This is a genomic window from Fulvivirga ligni, assembly GCF_021389935.1.
Lineage (GTDB): Bacteria > Bacteroidota > Bacteroidia > Cytophagales > Cyclobacteriaceae > Fulvivirga > Fulvivirga ligni.
In genome coordinates this window covers 4,926,247-4,942,457 of record NZ_CP089979.1, presented here as the reverse complement: position 1 = coordinate 4,942,457, position 16,211 = coordinate 4,926,247, and the positions used below count along the sequence as shown (strand labels likewise).

General features: G+C 38.5%; 16 protein-coding genes. 9 read left to right on the top strand and 7 right to left on the bottom strand.

Annotated features, from left to right (window positions below):
* Positions 1 to 53: 53 nt before the first annotated feature.
* From LVD16_RS20600 to LVD16_RS20580, 5 genes are all read left to right on the top strand, one after another.
* Positions 54 to 599: an REP-associated tyrosine transposase gene (locus LVD16_RS20600; protein WP_233770179.1), complete on the top strand. Its 546-nt coding sequence runs from the start codon at positions 54 to 56 to the stop codon at positions 597 to 599.
* A gap of 245 nt (positions 600 to 844) precedes the next feature.
* Positions 845 to 1,582, top strand: coding sequence for a L,D-transpeptidase family protein (locus LVD16_RS20595; protein ID WP_233770178.1), 738 nt, complete (start codon positions 845 to 847; stop codon positions 1,580 to 1,582).
* A 111-nt stretch (positions 1,583 to 1,693) separates the two neighbouring features.
* A complete protein-coding gene (locus LVD16_RS20590) occupies positions 1,694 to 2,164 on the top strand; it encodes a macro domain-containing protein (RefSeq protein ID WP_233770177.1) in 471 nt (156 codons plus the stop codon).
* 253 nt (positions 2,165 to 2,417) lie between these two features.
* The gene (locus LVD16_RS20585) at positions 2,418 to 3,062 is read left to right on the top strand and encodes a DUF2459 domain-containing protein (RefSeq protein WP_233770176.1); all 645 of its coding nucleotides are present in this window, start codon (positions 2,418 to 2,420) and stop codon (positions 3,060 to 3,062) included.
* A 65-nt stretch (positions 3,063 to 3,127) separates the two neighbouring features.
* Positions 3,128 to 3,652: a hypothetical protein gene (locus LVD16_RS20580; RefSeq protein ID WP_233770175.1), complete on the top strand. Its 525-nt coding sequence runs from the start codon at positions 3,128 to 3,130 to the stop codon at positions 3,650 to 3,652.
* Positions 3,653 to 3,687: 35 nt separating this feature from the next.
* Here LVD16_RS20580 and LVD16_RS20575 read toward each other — a convergent pair whose 3' ends face one another.
* Positions 3,688 to 5,055: an MATE family efflux transporter gene (locus LVD16_RS20575; RefSeq protein WP_233770174.1), complete on the bottom strand. Its 1,368-nt coding sequence runs from the start codon at positions 5,053 to 5,055 to the stop codon at positions 3,688 to 3,690.
* A 96-nt stretch (positions 5,056 to 5,151) separates the two neighbouring features.
* Here LVD16_RS20575 and LVD16_RS20570 point away from each other — a divergent pair, with 96 nt between their 5' ends.
* The 3 genes from LVD16_RS20570 (at position 5,152) to LVD16_RS20560 (ending at position 7,581) form a co-directional block, all read left to right on the top strand.
* Entirely contained in the window at positions 5,152 to 5,859 is a 708-nt protein-coding gene (locus LVD16_RS20570) for a helix-turn-helix transcriptional regulator (protein WP_233770173.1), read from the top strand.
* A gap of 54 nt (positions 5,860 to 5,913) precedes the next feature.
* Positions 5,914 to 6,375 carry a GyrI-like domain-containing protein gene (locus LVD16_RS20565; protein ID WP_233770172.1) on the top strand — a complete coding sequence of 154 codons (462 nt, stop codon included), beginning with the start codon at positions 5,914 to 5,916 and terminating at the stop codon, positions 6,373 to 6,375.
* A 138-nt stretch (positions 6,376 to 6,513) separates the two neighbouring features.
* Positions 6,514 to 7,581: a serine hydrolase domain-containing protein gene (locus LVD16_RS20560; protein ID WP_233770171.1), complete on the top strand. Its 1,068-nt coding sequence runs from the start codon at positions 6,514 to 6,516 to the stop codon at positions 7,579 to 7,581.
* On the opposite strand, the gene LVD16_RS20555 is transcribed toward LVD16_RS20560, so the two are convergent.
* The 3 genes from LVD16_RS20555 to LVD16_RS20545 all read right to left on the bottom strand — a co-directional run bounded on the left by LVD16_RS20555 (position 7,582) and on the right by LVD16_RS20545 (position 10,390).
* A complete protein-coding gene (locus tag LVD16_RS20555) occupies positions 7,582 to 7,989 on the bottom strand; it encodes a hypothetical protein (RefSeq protein ID WP_233770170.1) in 408 nt (135 codons plus the stop codon).
* A gap of 80 nt (positions 7,990 to 8,069) precedes the next feature.
* A complete protein-coding gene (locus LVD16_RS20550; protein WP_233770169.1) occupies positions 8,070 to 9,257 on the bottom strand; it encodes a phosphoglycerate kinase in 1,188 nt (395 codons plus the stop codon).
* A 173-nt stretch (positions 9,258 to 9,430) separates the two neighbouring features.
* Positions 9,431 to 10,390, bottom strand: a complete 960-nt coding sequence (locus LVD16_RS20545; RefSeq protein ID WP_233770168.1) for an L-threonylcarbamoyladenylate synthase — start codon at positions 10,388 to 10,390, stop codon at positions 9,431 to 9,433.
* A gap of 149 nt (positions 10,391 to 10,539) precedes the next feature.
* On the opposite strand from LVD16_RS20545, the gene LVD16_RS20540 reads away from it, so the two are divergent.
* Positions 10,540 to 10,701 carry a hypothetical protein gene (locus LVD16_RS20540; protein ID WP_233770167.1) on the top strand — a complete coding sequence of 54 codons (162 nt, stop codon included), beginning with the start codon at positions 10,540 to 10,542 and terminating at the stop codon, positions 10,699 to 10,701.
* Here LVD16_RS20540 and LVD16_RS20535 read toward each other — a convergent pair.
* The 3 genes from LVD16_RS20535 to LVD16_RS20525 are packed head-to-tail and all read right to left on the bottom strand — an operon-like array spanning position 10,685 to position 16,009.
* Positions 10,685 to 11,230 (bottom strand): NUDIX hydrolase, encoded by a 546-nt coding sequence (locus tag LVD16_RS20535; RefSeq protein ID WP_233770166.1) that lies wholly within the window; start codon positions 11,228 to 11,230, stop codon positions 10,685 to 10,687. The two genes, LVD16_RS20540 and LVD16_RS20535, sit on opposite strands and share 17 nt — an antisense overlap.
* A complete protein-coding gene (locus tag LVD16_RS20530; protein ID WP_233770165.1) occupies positions 11,230 to 11,586 on the bottom strand; it encodes a carboxypeptidase regulatory-like domain-containing protein in 357 nt (118 codons plus the stop codon). Before LVD16_RS20530 ends, LVD16_RS20535 begins: the two co-directional genes overlap by 1 nt.
* 31 nt (positions 11,587 to 11,617) lie before the next feature.
* Positions 11,618 to 16,009: a PKD domain-containing protein gene (locus LVD16_RS20525; protein ID WP_233770164.1), complete on the bottom strand. Its 4,392-nt coding sequence runs from the start codon at positions 16,007 to 16,009 to the stop codon at positions 11,618 to 11,620.
* Between the last annotated feature and the right edge of the window lie 202 nt (positions 16,010 to 16,211).

Genomic DNA, 16,211 nt, shown 5'->3' with positions numbered 1-16,211 from the left:
TCCACAAAACCACACCTCCCAAATATTAAATAAATAGCTACCTTCTCCAGCCTATGTCTGGAGATTCATACCACATTAAAGATCAGCATGCGTGCTATTTTATTACCATGACAGTAGTGTATTGGGTAGATGTATTTAGTAGAAAAGACTATAAGGATATTCTCGTGGAGTCATTAGATCACTGCATTAAAAATAAAGGGTTGAACTTATTTTCATGGGTAATTATGAGCAATCACGTTCATATTGTGGCTCGGGTAACCTCTGATTTAGGTATGTCAGGATTCTTAAGAGACTTTAAAAAGTTTACTTCCAAGCGTATTGTGGAGGCAATAAAGGAAATACCTGAGAGTAGAAGAGATTGGTTGCTTGATAAGTTTGCTTTTGAAGCTCTGAGAAGTCGCAGAGCTCCTTATTATAAACTATGGAGAGATGATAATCATGCCATCAACCTAACCAATATTGATATGATGAATAAAATAGATTATATCCATGATAATCCTGTTAAAGCGGGAATAGTGGCATTTCCTAATCATTATTTATATAGTAGTGCTATAGATTATGCTGGAGGCAAAGGCATGCTTCCAGTGATATTGGTATGAACGTTACAAACGTTCTTCTCTACAAATCCTCGTTAAAAACGAGGATAAGATTTCAATATTATTTATACCAAACAAAGCTCATCCTCGTTTGCAACGAGGATGTCAGAGACTAGCGTTTGTAACGCTATTAAAACTTTCAACGAGGATGCCTGAGACTATCGTTTATAACGCGATAATCCAATTAATTTTCACTTAAGATGTGTCTTTTCCTATATTGCTGGTTATTGCTGTAATCTAAATACATCATGTTTAGCAAATTTCTCCCTTTTGTGGTAATCATTTTTGTAACTGCAGGCTCATTTAAAGAGGAGCAGCTCAAATATCCACGAGTTCGACAGGCTTATGAGGATAAAGGGCAGAGTATGGCTCAACTGTTGGAGGATAACCGTCTCAGTAAGAGTAAAATAGAATTATACATTAGGGCTTTTAAATTGGAAAAGGAACTTGAGTTATGGGGACGGAACAGGGGTGATGCTCAGTTTAAGCTTATAAAAACCTATGCCGTTTGTAATACGTCTGGTGCATTGGGGCCGAAGCGTAAACAGGGGGATTTACAGATTCCGGAAGGATTTTATCATATTGATAGATTTAATCCAAGTAGCAGGTATTATCTGTCTTTAGGTATTAATTACCCAAATAAATCTGATAAGGTTTTGGGACTAAAAAATCATCTTGGAGGGGACATATTTATTCATGGTTATTGTGTAACTATAGGTTGTCTCCCAATGACTAATGAGCAAATTAAAGAGCTTTACATTTTCTGTGTAGAGGCTACTAATGGCGGTCAATCTAAAGTGCCAGTAAGTATCTTTCCATCCAGGCTCACCGAAGGCGAATTTACCCGACTGTCTGAAAAGTATGGTGCAAATTCAGCAAAAGTAGCTTTGTGGACTGATCTGAAGAAAGGCTACGACATATTTAATAAAACGAAACAACTGCCCTCAGTAGGTTTTTTATCCTCTGGTAGGCATGAGGTAAATTGATATCATGGAAATAGTTTTGGTTCACACAACTTTTCTGAACTTGGTAAGGCATGGGAGCACTACTTTCAGTTTGAAACGGATGTAAAGATTGTTGAAGGAGATATATTTGACTTGGAATCAGATGCCATTGTGAGTCCGGGTAATTCATTTGGTTTTATGGATGGTGGATTGGATTTCCTGATTTCAAAGAACTATGGTTGGCAAATTCAATCAGAGCTTAGAGAGAGGATTTCAAAACGCCCTATCAACGAATTATTGGTTGGTCAGGCTGAGACTATTTGGATTGAAGATTTTAAAAAATATGTGATCTGTGCACCCACAATGCGCGTTCCAACTAGTAACAATATCGGGGACACTGTAAATGCTTACTTGGCCATAAAGGCAATTTTACAGGAATTAAAAACTCATCATGACATTAATAGAGTTACTGTGCCCGGGTTATGTACGGGTACTGGCAAAATGCCTCCATTAATAAGTGCTAAACAAATGTATATGGCATATCAAGAGATAGTAAAAGCAAATATTCCAGAATTTATGAATTACATGGATGTGAAAAAGTACCATAGTTATCTAACCCATTAATCAAATGCAGCTAATATTATTCTATGCAATTTATTTTATAATCGCTGTTATATCTGATAATCTTATGCCATCCGGGCCATGCGCACCAGGTCCTGGAGTGGTAATGATCCTTTATTCTCCAATAATCTGTTTATCGCTATTTATTTTTGAAATGAGCTCATCGAAAAGAAGGAGAAAGCAAAGAATTATTACGCATCTGCTGGCTCTTCTCATCATCATAATACTTTTTAATATTTATTAAAGGTGGTAAATAATGAAAATCCTTAAAAAGATATTCCAATGGATCTTTTATGTTTTATTGCTTCCATTGCTATATGCATCAATTGCCCTTATCTGTAGTTTCATAACAGTGGGAGAGAATAACTCGACTGGCAATGAAAATCACACCATTTATTTGCACACCAATGGTGTTCACCTGGATATTGCCATTTCTAAAGCTGATCTGGATGAAGACTTATATAGGCAGCTTTACCATAAACCGGGTGAAAACTATATTTCTTTTGGTTGGGGTGATGAGAACTTCTACCTCAACACCAGAACCTGGGATGACCTTACTTTTGGAAATGCTTTTGGGGCTCTATTTTTAAAGAGTTCAACATTAATGCATGTCACCAGGTATAGAGGCGTGCATAAAGATTGGCAGGCCATAAAGGTCAGTGCCAGACAATTAGAAATCCTAAATGAGAGAATCTCTCAATCATTTAAAAGAGACCAGGCTTCACAAATTATTCAACTTGAAAATAAGGGGTATACCGCTATAGATGATTTTTATAAAGCAGAAGGAAGTTATTCATGCATTTATACTTGTAATACTTGGGTGAATTCTGTTTTTAAAGACGCAGGCCTCAAAAGTTGTTTATGGACTCCTTTTGATTTTGGATTACTTTCGAAGTATTAATAGCCATTTAGTATTTATATTTTAAGATAATCTATCATCTTTGAAGATTGATAAATAAACCTTTTATGCCTGAAATTGTAAATGAATACAAAACCTACCTATTTGAGAAGAGTAGGAAGAAAGTAAATAAGATGTTGCTTTATAATTTTCTTATCGTCCTCGGTATATTGGGTATTATTGCTCTTTATGCCATTGGGATTTTAGGTATAGGTCTTACTTTAATAGGTGCTATTGCTGCAATTATAGGCATACTTAAAATGAAGGAACGTGATGATAAATATATGGGTATCACTGCATATGGTTTTAGAAAGGAGAAATTCACCATAGCATATGATCATTTTAAAATTGAAGAGGTGGTAATTCCTTTTATAGAACTGGAGGACCTTGTTATTTATGTAGAGGAATATGCTGGTAAACCCCGCGATATTTTCGGCGTTCATCATGGTGGTAACAATGAGGTGTCATTTAAGCATAAAGGACAAAGCCACTCATTGAAATATATCATAAAAGATAAGAAAGACTTTAAAAAGGTGGAAACCCTGGTAGATAGAATAGAAAGTGACCTGGAAAGAAACAAATTAACACATTGATGCCGCTCATTCTATAAAGATCAAAGCAACATGAATTACTTATTTAAAATGGCCTCTTTACTATAAAACCTATCTTTTCTAATCAGACTATAAAGTCCGACCAATATGAAGGCCGCAATCTCGGCGCCCGATCTCGAAATCCATATGCCTGTAGTTCCCATTTCCAGTAAATCATTCAAAATATATAGCAGAAAAGCGATCAAAATAAACCCTTTTAGTGCGTTTAAAGTGATTGAAACAGTAGTGTGGCCTACACTTTGGAAGTAAGCAGCGAGGATATAATTTGGTCCTGCAGAAAGGAATAGCAGGAAAAATAACCCAAATGCTTCTACCATCAATTCTTTATAATCTAAGGTCTCATGGCTGGCGAATGTATCAATGAGAAAGGAAGGAATAATAAAGCTCAAAATGGAGATTATAATTCCTAAAAGTATAGTAAAGGCAATGGAAAATTTCAACGTCTGAATAACCCTTTCTGGTAATGATGCTCCAATGTTGAATGATACGATGGGCAGGACCGATACAAGTGCCGCCGTGAAAAGCCTCAGAAATATAAAACTTGCATAGTTCACTATCCCAAAAACCTCAACGGCAGTGGAGCCATAGCTGACCAGACTACGGTTGATCAGAATTAACCCGGCTACAAATGATAGTTCAGAAATCAATGACGGTATACCATGCCGTATGATCTCTTTCCATTGAGGCAAGGTGAAACTTAGTTTGAAACCTCTTATACTTATGTGTCCTTTACCCTGATACAAATAGTAGAGCATGTATAAGCATGAAATCATTAGAGCAATCCCTGTGGCAATGGAAGCTCCTCTGGTACCCATGTCTAGCCATCCGATGAATATGAAGTCTAGCACAATGTTCACAAGAGCGGCCACTAAAGTGGCATTGCGAGATATTTTTGGTGCACCATCATGGCTAATAACATTTCCAAGTACGGTCCTTATCAAAAACAAGGGTATCCACATGAAGCCCCAAAAAGTGTAGCCATAAGTGCTGTCGTAGAGTTGGTTATCAGAGCCGGTGAGAAAATGCACTATGTCTTCGCATACTATTGGTGCCAGAGCTACTACTATCACCCCAATGGCTAGTGTCCAGCTTAGAATAAATTCAAAGATTCCCCGAGCTTTATTGTATTGCTTGCTGCCAATGTTTTTGCCAATAGATATACCACCTCCAATCACCAAAGTGAGTATAAGTGCTATGAAAAAGGTAATTACTGTGCCAAATAGGCCCGCTGCCGCCACACCATCTTTACCAACATAATGGCTTAAAAGTATACCGTCAATCACCTGGTGTGCAGTAATAGAAAGCAAACTGGTTAGGGCAGGGAAATAGTATTTGAAGAAGAGTTTGGAAATAGGCTCTTTATCAAGTTGTAAGTCAGCTTTCATAGATAGGATAGAAAATGGGGCTCGAAGTTAAAGATTTTGGGTTAATTATAATATTTTTTATAAAATTTGAACTTAACCCGATTAGCATTTCACATTATGGCAGAGGATAAACCCCGGCTGGCAAGACTCACGGCCATCGTTACGCAGTTGCAGTCAAAGCGTATAGTTACGGCCCGGGATATTGCAGACAAGCATAATATAAGTATCAGAACGGTCTACAGAGATATTCGTACGCTGGAGCAGTCAGGTATTCCGGTGATCACAGAAGAGGGCAGGGGCTATACCATTATGCAGGGTTATAATTTGCCTCCGGTTATGTTTACTGAGCAGGAAGCAAATGCTTTGATCACTGCGGAGCAAATCATCAATAACAATCCAGATCATTCGCTGGTGGACGCCTATAAGTCGGCTACAGAAAAGATAAGGTCTACCCTGCGACTCTCACAGCGAGATAAAGCTGATATGCTCACCAGAAGAATTCAGGTGAGAAAATATAGTAAGGCTGAAGAGAGTAGTAATCATCTTATTCAACTGCAGACGGCCATTACAGCGTATAATCTGGTCAAAATTGAATACCATTCTCTTCAAAAAGAAAGTACTGAAAGAGAGGTAGAACCTTTTGCGTTAATCCAAACACAAGATAATTGGGTAATGTTGGCCTATTGCCGCTTAAGGAAGGATTTTAGAGCATTTCGCTTAGATTGTATCAGGCAGTTAACAGTTTGTATGGACACCTTTGACCCACATGATATTACGCTGGAAAAATATTTTGAAGAAATGAAGAAAAAATGGACTAACCCCTGACATACCCTTGACATATCCTCACTTTAGATTTGCATTAAACATAAACGAAAAAGAATGCAAAAGATCAAAATTGAACCTTTCCAGGTCATCGGTATATCGGTGAGAACTACTAATGAAAATGGCCAGTCGGCCGAAGATATTGGCGGTTTGTGGCAAACATTTATCTCTGAAAGCATAATTGAGAAGATACCCAATCGAGTAGATGACGAGGTCTTATCTATTTACACCAACTATGAAAGTGACTTCACTAAACCCTATGATACCATTTTAGGCTGTCGGGTTGCCAGATTGGATAATATTCCTGAGGGCATGGTAGGTCAGGCCTTTACAGGAGGCACTTATACTCCATTTTTGGCCAAAGGCGACTTGGATCAAGGTGTTATTTATAAAAAATGGGTAGAAATCTGGGGACAGAATTTAGGGAGAGCATACACCGCCGATTTTGAGGTATTTGGAAAGAAATCCATGGATAGAGGAAATGCTGAAGTAGACATTATGATTGCCCTTGATGAATAATAGGTAAGGGAGTTTTAATACATTGCGCTGATCATGAAGGGCTCGAAAGGTGGATTTGAGCTCTTCCCAGCATCGCCTCAGGTTATTCTTTACTTAAATGAATTGCTATGTAACCACATTTTTTATTAAACTTATAGAATGAAGAATGTTGTCTTACTAGCTCTAACGTTATTTTCGGCTTTCACTGCCGTTGCTCAGGATTTCACTGTAGATCAGAGAAATATCATTACTGAAAAGTTATCACCATTTCCCAATAAAACGGAGGTGTCTATTGCTTGCATAAAAAATGGTGAGGTGAAATACCATGGTTTTTTGATTAAAAATGGAAAACCGGAACCGATAGACAACAGCACAAGTATGTATGAAATTGGTTCTATAACCAAAGTATTTACCTCAACAATACTTGCCAATTTGGTGGGAGAGGGGAGTTTAAGTCTTTCAGATCCTATTCAGAAATATATCGCTGACCCACTTCATGTAGACCAGGAAATTACCCTTCTGCAACTGGCCAACCATACTGCCGGGCTGCCAAAAATGCCTACTAACTTTAATTATTTCGGGACTGACATGGCTAACCCATATAAAGACTATGGCGAAGATGAATTGATGGAATATTTGTCGCATGATCTGAAATTAGACAACACACCGGGAACGCATTATGAGTATTCTAATCTGGGTGTCGGTTTATTAGGTTATATCATGTCTAAACAAACTGAAACATCTTATGCTGATCTATTAGACAAATATGCCTTTACCAAGTATAACATGAAGAGTTCTACCATTGATAGAAAGGAGCTTGAAAATCCACTTGTAAAGGGGAGGGATTATAATGGTAACATTACTTCAAATTGGGACCTCAATGCCTTATCTGCTGCAGGTGCCATTATTTCTAATGTGGAAGATTTGGCCAGGTTTGCTCAAGCTCAGTTTAATGAAAACGATGAAGCTTTAGCCCTAACCAAAAAGCCAACCTTCAAAGTAAACAGCAAGATGGAAATGGGCTTAGGCTGGCATTTACTCACTACCAAAAGTGGTGAAGAATGGATATGGCATAATGGAGGGACCGGTGGATATACCTCTAGCATGGCTATTGACACAAATAAAGAGAATGCTGTAATTATTCTTACAAACATTTCTGCATTTCATAAGGATCACGGCCAAATAGATGCGCTCTGCTTTGCTTTGATGAATGAATTGAAAAAGTGATTAATTATAGTATCTCCTGAAAATAGTGTTTATCTCATCCGGACTCAGATGATGAGGCTGCTTTTTACAGGCAAGCTCAATAATATCCGTTACGGCGAAAGGATTTAAGCCCATTTTTATTCCTAGCTCTCTGCAGAAGGATTTTTCCAGGTCATCAATATCAGTGTCTATGCACATAAGGATTAAGAGCCTGTGAAACAGTGGGATAATCTGATATTCTGTTTTAGGAACTGATCGTTTGTCAATACCTAAAGTTTCCAACTTTACTAATTCGAGTTTATCAATACCCATTTTCTCGGCCACTTTATAGATATAGACGGACTCAATTCTTTGAATAGAGGAATCTATCTTGGCCATATTCATCAGGTCAAGTAGGTGGCTCAGTTTTTCTTCTTTAGTTAATGACATTCTGGAAAGATATAAAAAAAGAAAGGATGTCTCAAAAGGTTAATTTCAAGACATCCTTTGTAATCAGTTATTAATAAGGATTAGTTCTCCAGTGCTTTCACACCAGGAAGTTCTTTTCCTTCCATATATTCTAATAATGCACCACCACCGGTAGAAACGTAAGATACTTTATCTCCATAGCCGAGGTTGTTAATAGCCGAGGCAGAATCACCACCACCAATTAATGAGAAACCTCCGTTTTCGGTAGCTTCCACCACAGCTTCAGCTATTCCTTCAGTACCTGTAGCAAAGCTAGGGAATTCGAAAACGCCCATAGGACCATTCCAAAGCACTGTTTTAGATTTCGCTACTGTATCGGCAAATAATTTGATGGTATCAGGACCAATATCAAGGCCTTCCCAGTTATCATCTATCTGACCAGACTTCACCACTTTTTTGTTAGCATCGTTACTGAAATCATCAGCTTCAACAGTATCTACTGGTAAAATTAGGTTTACACCTTTAGCCTTAGCTTTTTCCATTAATTCTAGAGATAAGCTCATCTTATCTTCTTCAAGTAATGAATTTCCAATTTTACCACCCTGAGCTTTAGAGAATGTGTATGACATTCCACCGCCAATGATCAGGTTATCTACTTTATCAAGAAGTTTTTCAATGATTAAGATCTTATCAGAAATCTTTGCACCACCCATAATAGCAGTGAAAGGTCTTTCAGGAGAGTTTAATATTTTCTCAGCGTTGTTAAGCTCGGCAGACATCACATAGCCGCTAACCTTCTCGTCAAAATACTGAGCTACAATGCTGGTAGAAGCGTGCGCTCTATGAGCAGTTCCAAATGCATCGTTTACGTAAATATCACCTAATTTAGAAAGCTGCTTAGCAAACGCCTCGTCTCCTTTTGTTTCTTCATTGTGAAATCTTAGGTTTTCTAATAAAAGGATTTCTCCTGGCTTTAAGTCAGCGGCTTTGGCTTCAGCCTCTTCACCTACGCAGTCAGAAGCAAATTTCACTTCTGTACCGAATCTTTCTGAAAGATCAGCTACCAAATGCTTTAAAGAGAACTTTTCCTCTGGTCCTCCCTTTGGTCTTCCCAGGTGAGACATAAGGATAGCAGAACCTCCATCATCTAAAATTTTCTTGATAGTAGGTACTGCCGCTTTTATTCTTGTATGGTCTGTAATTTCGTTTTTGTCGTTAAGTGGAACGTTAAAATCCACTCTTATTAAGGCTTTTTTGCCGTTAAAATTAATGTCGTCAATAGTTCTCATTTTGCTGATTTTTTTGATGGCCTAAATATCTGTAATTATCTACTAAACTGCATGTTTGCCGGATAGTTTTTTAATATTCTCTTTGTGGAAGGTCTAATCTATACGTGAAACTCCATTGCGGGACAGTTTTCCTAAAAATAGGGGGATGAATAAAGACCTTTTTTTCTTTAGTGCTATTCTGCAGCGGCTCTTTTTAATCGGTCATTGATGGCCAAGCCTAAGCCATGATCGGGGGCGCGTTCTGCCAAAATGGTTTTTACTGAAGGCTTATCAAGCTCTCTTAAAGCAGAAAATAAGTTCTGTGCTGCTGTAGTTAGTTTGCCATCTGCTGCAAGAACTACGGTGTGGCTTATGCCAATGCCTTTTAAGGGCTTGCTGAATGTGATTGAAGCCGTGCTACTGCTTTTTTCTATCTTTTCGAGCTCTTCAAAACTTCCTAAAATCACCTTTTTACCGGGGGAGTAATGAGAAGCAAGCATACCCGGTGCCTTCGGGTTAGAAGTGGAGTGATCGTTTACCTGAACAGTACCAATAATGCTTTCAATCTTTTCTTTGCTAGTGCCTCCTAATCTATAAATAGTGGCTTTAGCTTCATCATCAAAGCCTACAATGGTAGACTCTAATCCTACAGTACAATTGCCGCCATCCAGAATATACTCTATATGTTCTCCCAGCTGCTTGTTTACGTGCTGGGCAGACGTAGGGCTTACATAGCCAAACGGATTAGCGCTAGGAGCAACTAGTGGAAAATCAAGACTTTTAAGCAGCTCCAGAGTTAGAGACTGCTGTGGTATTCTTATGGCCACTGTGTCTAAGCCAGAGGTCACCAAATCTGGGATTACCTGTTTTTTGGGTAGCAATATGGTAAGCGGACCAGGCCAGAAGCGTTCGGCAAGTAAAAGTGCCTTGGTTGGTATCTTTTTAACCAGTTCTTTCACGCTATCCAGAGAGTGTGTATGAACAATCAACGGATCAAAAGAGGGCCTTTTTTTTACTTCAAAGATGCTGGCAACAGCTTTCTGATCAAAAGCATTACCGGCCAGACCATACACTGTTTCGGTAGGAATGGCCACCAGAGAGCCTGCTTCTAAGATGCTTTTAGCTTTATTAATGTCTATTCCTATCTCTGCCATATAAATCTTGAAAGTTTGAGCACAAAACTATCACTTCAACCAGAAAATACATAAAAAGGTTGCTGGTTCATTTTGAATAGATAACTTTATTTCTTCACTAGCTGTTTAGTGAATGTTTTAGAAACTATATAAACCAAAACCTGAAAAACATGAGTACTAAGACGCGATCAACCTTAAAAATAGTATCTGTACTTTTATTTGCCATGTGGATTCTCATGGTTCAATCGATCATTATAGTGCCTGCATTGCAGCCGTATTTATTCTGGATAGTGGTGCTGAGTTTTGTGCTGTTGTTTATTGCTGCGCGTTGAGTGTTTTCTCAACCATTCTTAAAATACTTCTTTCATCAGTAAAGTCCTTGATCTTATCCAGCGGTACCCACTGCAGGTCATTAGACTCTGAGTTAATTTCAAGAGGCTCATTCATGTCAGCCTCAAATTGGAACCTTACGTCATAATGATAATGGTCAGGGTCCTGCTTCCTTGCAGGAATCAGGTGAATGTCAATATCAAAAACGTCATGATTGATGAATAAAATATGCTTTAAGCCAGATTCCTCCTCAGCTTCTTTCATAGCTACCGCCTCTACATTAGAGTCACCGTCGGCATGGCCTCCTAGCTGTAGCCATCGGTTTAGCTTAGCATGATGCATAAGAAGCGTATGAGTACGCTCTTTATTTAAAATCCAGGCTGATCCTGTTACGTGGCCTTCTGCTAATGAACGCTCAAAACATGTTTCATTCGCCTTAACAAAGGTTAAAAAAGAAGCCCTGAATTCAACTTCTTCTTGATATTCAGGGCTGTAATTTGTGAGTTTATTAATCAGATCTTGTCTGTGCACTATTCTATAATAATCGTTACTTTATTCAACTTACCTTCCTCTAAAACGTCAGTCTGCACGCCAGCACCAATGTTGTTTTTATCGCCTTTCTCAGCGTTTACAAAATAAACCTTAGGTTCCAGGTCTTTGAATTTTACTTCACCTTTATCATTAGTGTATTGCACCTCAGATAATGGGTTACTTTCCGCTCTGTAATCTTCTTCTGAGCCGTATAGTTGTACAGCCACACCTTCTTCTACATTTCCTAACTCATTAAGCACCTTAAGCTTCAATGAAGTTTTAAGAAAATCGAAAGAAGAAAATGAACAAAGAGATACAAAGACAATCGCTAAAAGCGTAATATTTATTTTTTTCATGTTTTAGGTTCGTTTTATTCGGTCAACAAAATTATCTAATTAAAGTTATTCCACCACGCTGTTCCTGAACTCCTTTTTCGGGTTCATATTCACTACGGAATTCTACTTTATAGGCAAAGGTTCCTCCAGGTACCGGACGGCTTAGATCATTATCATATCCACCATTCCAGCCCTCGCCGTTTTGCATATCATCAAGACTGCTCGATTGGAATATCATTTCTCCCCATCGGTTGAATATGAAAATCTGAAAGTCTTCATCTGATATCATAATAGGGAATATTCTCCAAGCTCTATTAAGTGGGTTAAGGCTGCTTGGGTTAAAGGCTGTAGGAGCACTTACTCTTCCTTCACAATCTTGAACTATGTTGATCACACCTTCAGTTATACAGCCAAAGGCATTAGTAGCTTCAAAATTTACTCTTCCAGTTACACCTATTATCAAAGTGTCGCCACTAGCTGTAAATTGATAGTCATTACCGCCATTATTAGGAAGTATCTCAGCACCATCTTCGTCAAACCATCTAACCGAGGAGAATCCGTCTGGGGCAGTTGGTAATTTAACAAACTGTTGATTCAGAGGAGCCTGTTCATCAGGGCATATTGCATATCTAGGGTTATAAGGTGTAGGCAGTTCTTGAGGGAAAACCACATTTACTGTTGCGGTAGTATCGCAAGTATTAATACCATCTCCAAAAGCCGTAACCTGATATGTTCCTGGTGTGGTTATAAGAATAATATTACTTCCCTGTTCAAAGGTAGCTGAAGGTGTAACTTCAGGGGAAAGTTGGCTTGATGTAGTAAATGGAATACGAGCTACCTCTTCTCCACACGCTACATATTCAGCAGGTATTTCCAGAGCAATAGCAGGGGGAGGTGAAGTAGAGATTGTACCTGAAGTAATACATCCACTTAAGTCTACAATCTGAAAGTAGTAATCGTCAGTTTCTAGATTAGTAAATGGTAAATCGCTTTCAAGTCCTGAAGCCACAAGTTCATTAGAACCTTGACGGTAAATAAACCATCTATAAGTGGCAGGGGCCGCCGATGCCGGTGTAAAAGTGAAGTTAACCACCCCACCTTGATCATTACAGTCCGTGTTTACATTTAAGTCGTCAGGTGTATAAGTGGTCGGGTTGTTGAGACTGATTGACCTGACATCACTACAACCTGTAAGCGCATCCAGTGTAGTCACTGTATAAAAACCAGCACTTAGATTATTTACTAGCATAGTCGAATTTGTAACGGTGGTAGAAGGCGATGGAACAGGTCCACTTACAGTAAAGCTTTTGTTTGCGATCTCAGTGAAATTAATTGATAGAGAACCATTCGCTAAACCACAGCTTGGTTGAGCTTGAACACTGAGTGAGAACTCAGGAAGTGGGTTAATGATAAAGTTTTGATCAGCGAGACTGCCTAAATCATCATTACAATCATTCGTAATATCTACAGTTACGGTATAGATGCCGGGTTCATCAGGAGTATATGTAGTGCTGTTATTAGCTTGAGTTAATACTACTGGACCAAGTTTGTGGGAGCCATCTTCATAATTGACGTTAATGATATATTGCTCCAAATAAAGTGCATTTTCTATAGTCAGTGTTACTTGATCTCCAAAACACCCGCCTGAAACAGTTAAGCTTGCTCCTTGACTGGGTGAGCTAATGTTTTGAATAAAGTTAGGAAGGCCTTGAGCACTGGTGCTGGTAGGATCTAAACCAAAATCATTGATTGTAATCTCGTCGTCCCAATCAATGTTCGGGTTTGAAATGGCCGGAATTACTTGTTGGCCATCTGCTGCAATATAAATCTGCCCGTCCGGACCTACTTGCATGGCTCCTAAAAGCGCTGTAGAGTTGTCTATATCATGCCTTACGGAATCCTGAATATATTCAAATGGAGTAACAGTATTGGCAAGTGTAGTAGTGTCAACTTTCCATCTTAATAAATGACTTGGAGTGCCCTGCACCGTAGCGAATAAGTTCGATCCATCAGGACTAAAACATACACCATATACCTGTCCAGAGATAGGATAGCCAGTACTTTGAGCATCTTGAGGGTTATTGACATCTAAAAGGCCAATTTCATTAATGGCTCCTGTACTATCTACAAGTTGGAGTAGATCTACATAATTGCTGTTAGGTCCTTCACTGTATGCGACGGCTAGCATTCCTGTTCCACTAAGTGTCATATAGCCAAGAGCCTCTATGGGAGCATCATGCGATGGACCCACATTAGATATTACAGGACTTCCAATTCCATCTGCTTCAATGGGAAAAGCTTTAAAGTTGCTGTTGCCAAATTCATGGACAATAACCCATTCTTCTGTTCCTGTTAGTCTCTCAGTAACTCCGCTACATAATTTGGTGACAATTTCACCATTATTATTTCTAACCATTGCCCCTTTGGTTCCATTGCTCTCATCCTTTAAATCAAATACAGAATATTGTAGATCGAAAGTGGTGCCATTTCCAAAGTTTACTTCTTGAGTTGTAAATATGTAAAATATTGTTTCATCATCAGGGAAAGGAACTATTAAGGATGATTGTGTAGAACCAGTACTTCCTCCAATCTTATCAGGGTTGGTTAATAAATTGCCTTCACTGTCATATACATCCTCACCATTAGTATAGAACAAAGGCTCTCCATTTCTATCGCAATAGATAGCACACCCTTCTTCGGCAATCATTTGATTACCACCATTATAGATTGAAGAATTTCCAAATGGAATAGCAACTGCTGCACCGCTGTTAAAGTCTATCCCCGCATTGTTTCCAAAATACCAAACATTAGAACGCTGTTTTTCTTCTCCGTAAGTATTTACAGTTATTCCTGCATGTGTAGAACAACCAGAAGCGTCGGTAGCAATAACATAATAATAGCCAGATGAGTCAGGGGTCAATGTGTTTCCAGTATTGTCATTAGACCATATCACGCTTGATGGACTACCGCTAATTTCGGCAACCACAGAGGCCGTTCCATTTCCAACCGGAGAATACGTGCTTCTAGGATAATCTTCCAGACAAAAAGTGGTGTCACTTCTTAATGTGATTTGAATTTCAAAAGTATTTATAGGCACTGTTTGAGGAACCGAGACTGCTGAATCTCCATTTAAGTAAGCAGTAAGAGTAACATCATAACTATTGGCCTCAGTATAAGTATGAGATGGAGCCAGTGTGGTAGAACTACTTTGATCTCCAAAATTCCATCTTACACTATCAGCTCTTGGTTCTATTAATGGATAGAAAAAAGTTTCTTCATTCTGACATGTGCCCGAAAATGTAAAATCAGCTGTTAGGCCTGGCGATATATCTGCCAGAAAGGTTGGAAACTGTTGAGCAAAATAATCATCAACATCAAAAGCATTTGGCTCATATAAAATTTGTGAAACTAAGACTGAATCAGGACTATTTATTCTACCTACTTTGAATGTAAATCCGGGAGCCTGATATAAATGATAGATAGTGCTATCAGGTGCCATTTTCAAACCATAACTCATTGAAATGTTGAGATTAGGAATAACTTCTACAGCAGATGTTATGGCATCTATTCTTACTAGCTCACTTTTAGGTCCAAACACTCCCGATGCATAAATATAATCACCAGAATTTGTCCACTCGGTGTCATAAATACCATCGAATCCAGATATAGCTAAGCCTGCAGTTAAAGCTCCAGTAGATCGGTCAATGTTAATAATCTGAATATCAGTAGCAGGTGCGGCGGCGGCAACGGCTAGTGAGTTTGTATTTTTATTAAATGAAATGTTGTTTACTGAAACTGCCGCACCAATAGCTGTAGGTGGGTTAGGAGTTTGTATACCAGCACTAGTAATAGCTGTAGTTACATAGTTAGCAGTTGTAACCTGATGGCTAACTATCCAGAAGCCATCTTTGCTGTCGTTAGGAACAATAATAAAGCCCTGAGAAAGACCGGAAAGACCAGGTACTGCCGTTGTTCCCATCACTTCTCCTCGTGGAGGTTCTAGGAATTGAGCATTTCCGGCTGCTGTCATATCTACAATGGTAGCCAGCAGATTTCCTGCAAAGTCCAGGGTAAAAATGTAGTAATTATCAGGCGTTCCTGGTACAGCACAAATGGCAATTCCTTGACTCACAGGAGTAGCTGAGGCTGATAAAGTACCTCCTAGCATAACTGCCCCACTAGGTTCATAAACGGTAACACCATCAGTATAAAATAATAGAGAACCAGTAACTGGATCAGTGGCTACGGCTGACATTCCGGTGCCCAATGTGTTAGGTACTGATACTGACTCGGGATTAAGATCTGGTCTTATAAATACAAAGCCATTGTTGTTGTTTCCAAAATACCAATGAAGGTCTGAGTAGCTTTGAGCAAAAATATTTGAAAAGCTACTAACTATTAAGATTAAAAAAAGACAAGCACTACGTAAAGGCGAATGCAGCATTCCTGAAGTATTTAGTTTATACTATTAACTTAAAAAAGTAAATTCTAATTGCATTTTATACAATGAATTTTACGGTATTTTGATACTAAAGTATACAAATAAGAATAAAATGGCGTTATGCTAAGAGCTTAACTTTCTTTATTTTTGATTCACCAAGTAATTTAAGAATTATTTATTACTTTTCTGGTTTAAAGCAAATATT

Excerpts from the sequence above, each read along its gene's own strand:
- LVD16_RS20600 (WP_233770179.1), top strand. The coding sequence starts at position 54 with ATGTCTGGAGATTCATACCACATTAAAGATCAGCATGCGTGCTATTTT.
- LVD16_RS20595 (WP_233770178.1), top strand. The coding sequence starts at position 845 with ATGTTTAGCAAATTTCTCCCTTTTGTGGTAATCATTTTTGTAACTGCA.
- LVD16_RS20585 (WP_233770176.1), top strand. The coding sequence starts at position 2,418 with ATGAAAATCCTTAAAAAGATATTCCAATGGATCTTTTATGTTTTATTG.
- LVD16_RS20580 (WP_233770175.1), top strand. The coding sequence starts at position 3,128 with ATGCCTGAAATTGTAAATGAATACAAAACCTACCTATTTGAGAAGAGT.
- LVD16_RS20575 (WP_233770174.1), bottom strand. The coding sequence starts at position 5,055 with ATGAAAGCTGACTTACAACTTGATAAAGAGCCTATTTCCAAACTCTTC.
- LVD16_RS20570 (WP_233770173.1), top strand. The coding sequence starts at position 5,152 with ATGGCAGAGGATAAACCCCGGCTGGCAAGACTCACGGCCATCGTTACG.
- LVD16_RS20565 (WP_233770172.1), top strand. The coding sequence starts at position 5,914 with ATGCAAAAGATCAAAATTGAACCTTTCCAGGTCATCGGTATATCGGTG.
- LVD16_RS20560 (WP_233770171.1), top strand. The coding sequence starts at position 6,514 with ATGAAGAATGTTGTCTTACTAGCTCTAACGTTATTTTCGGCTTTCACT.
- LVD16_RS20555 (WP_233770170.1), bottom strand. The coding sequence starts at position 7,989 with ATGTCATTAACTAAAGAAGAAAAACTGAGCCACCTACTTGACCTGATG.
- LVD16_RS20550 (WP_233770169.1), bottom strand. The coding sequence starts at position 9,257 with ATGAGAACTATTGACGACATTAATTTTAACGGCAAAAAAGCCTTAATA.
- LVD16_RS20545 (WP_233770168.1), bottom strand. The coding sequence starts at position 10,390 with ATGGCAGAGATAGGAATAGACATTAATAAAGCTAAAAGCATCTTAGAA.
- LVD16_RS20540 (WP_233770167.1), top strand. The coding sequence starts at position 10,540 with ATGAGTACTAAGACGCGATCAACCTTAAAAATAGTATCTGTACTTTTA.
- LVD16_RS20530 (WP_233770165.1), bottom strand. The coding sequence starts at position 11,586 with ATGAAAAAAATAAATATTACGCTTTTAGCGATTGTCTTTGTATCTCTT.
- LVD16_RS20525 (WP_233770164.1), bottom strand. The coding sequence starts at position 16,009 with ATGCTGCATTCGCCTTTACGTAGTGCTTGTCTTTTTTTAATCTTAATA.